This window comes from uncultured Candidatus Kuenenia sp. (assembly GCF_900696675.1).
GTDB classification, from domain to species: domain Bacteria; phylum Planctomycetota; class Brocadiia; order Brocadiales; family Brocadiaceae; genus Kuenenia; species Kuenenia stuttgartiensis_A.
The window spans coordinates 1-2,086 of the sequence record NZ_CAADGZ010000242.1 but is presented as its reverse complement, the minus strand read 5'-3'; the positions used below and the strand labels follow the sequence as shown (position 1 = coordinate 2,086).

The 2,086-nt window shown below is 43.8% G+C and carries 1 protein-coding gene; it reads left to right on the top strand.

Annotated features, from left to right (window positions below):
• Window positions 1-159 precede the first annotated feature (159 nt).
• On the top strand, window positions 160-2,025 hold the full coding sequence (locus QZT26_RS17340; protein ID WP_295103964.1) for an IS1634 family transposase: 1,866 nt from the start codon (window positions 160-162) through the stop codon (window positions 2,023-2,025).
• Window positions 2,026-2,086 lie beyond the last annotated feature (61 nt).

Genomic DNA, 2,086 nt, shown 5'->3' with positions numbered 1-2,086 from the left:
CCCAACTTCGACAAATTTATCCTGAAAAAGGCAAGAAATTGAGCGTATAATAGTCGTAACCTATTGGTATGGTTGAATGTTGCTTTCGGCGTTTAATGTAGTGCCTGAATATTATTGTTTATGCTTGCGGCGCCATTGCTTACATGGTAAAATACCGGTGTGTTTATCCGTGAAAAGATCAAAAAAGTGAATGGCGGGAAGAGCTACATACAACACCAACTCATCGAATCCATTCGCACCCCTTCAGGGCCAAGACAGCAAATAGTCTTAAACCTTGGGCAGCTTAGTCTGCCCGAGGAGAAGTGGAAGACCCTTGCCAATTGCATTGAAGGATTTTTAGCAAATCAAAAAACGTTGTTTCCTCAAGATCCTGAAATAGAGGCGAAAGCAAGGCATTATGCCAGCCAGATAAGACAGGAGCGGTTGGACAGGGCGCAAGAACGTATTACCGGCGGTGAATCAGCAGGGGAAGAACCTGCTCAATACGAGCACGTGAATATTAATTCCCTGATAACAAATGATGCAAAGACCGTAGGCGCCGAACACGTGGCCATAAGCCAAATGAATGAATACGGGTTTGATAAGATATTGCAAGGGCTTGATTTTACAGATGACCAGATTGCCTATTCCAAGATGCTCATTGTGGGGAGAATGGTTCATCCCGGCAGCGAGCGTGATACCGTGCGATGGCTTTCTGAAACAAGCGGGGCGGGAGAGCTGTTGGACTCCGGGGTTAAACTGTATGATAAAGCGCTGCATCGCGCGGCAGTCTTGCTTTGGGAGAATCATGCCGCCATAGAGCAAGAGTTGTCAAAGCGGGCGCGAGAGATATTTTCCCTTAAAGAGACGGTGATTTTATATGATTTAACAAATACCTATTTTGAGGGTAGCAAAAGAGGGAGTAAGGTGGCCCGGCGCTACAAATCAAAAGAGAGCCGTAATGATTGTCCGTTAATTACGCTATCCCTTACCGTTGATGAAGAGGGATTTCCCAAGCAGAGCAAGGTTTTTGAGGGCAATGTGTCGGAGCCTGGTACCCTAAAAGATATTTTGGATGGATTAAAAAAAGAAGACGGTATGTTTTCAAATGATAGAACGATTGTTATGGACGCGGGGATAGCAACGGAAGAGAACATTGCGCTTATCAGGAAGAGTGGCTATAAATATGTGGTCGTCTCGCGCAAGAAATCTTTTGAAGATACTTTTTGGCCTGAAACGGACGAAGAGAAGATTATGTTATCAGACGGGAAAACAACGTTGGGCATGAAATTAGTCCGTACTGAAGAAGAGGCATTCCTTTTATGCCACAGCGAGGCAAAAGAGGCAAAAGAGAAGTCCATCCTTTCCCTGAAAGAACAAAGGTTTGAAGAGGCGCTCTCGGCAATAAAAGAAGGATTAGAGAAGCCAAAAAGACAGAAAAAATATGATACGATCATAGAGAGGATAGGCCGGTTAAAAGAACGCTACAAGGTGGGCAATTTATATACGATCAAAGTGGAACAGACGGATGGCAAAGCGACCGATATCAAATTTAAGAAAAATGCTCAGGCGCAAGCAAAGGAAGAAGCCATAGGCACGTATGTATTACGGACAAACCGACTTGATCTTAGCGGGGAAGAGATATCAAAGCTCCATAGGTCGTTGAGTACTGTTGAGGAAAGTTTTAAAACAATGAAAGGCAACCTTGGTTTACGGCCAAACTTTCACCACACAGATACCCCAACCATTGCCCACGTGCATGTCACTGTATTGGCCTATCACATACTTGCCGGGATATTAAAAAAGCTAAGAACCGCAGGGGTTCATTATAATTGGAATACGATTCGTAATATCCTTGCCACCCATATAAGGGTAACAACGACCATGAACACAAAGGACGGCTGCGTTATTGACGTCAGAACCTGCACAGCGCCCACGGAAAAGCAGCACACGATTTACAATAAACTACAAATTAAACATACACCATTAGGCAGAAAAAATATAAAATCACCCATGAAAACTCAAAGATGTAGTGCCGAAAAATGAAGGACTAAAGTCGTATCACATTGGCAATAAAAGAGATACGATTTCTGCTTGTCGAAGTTGG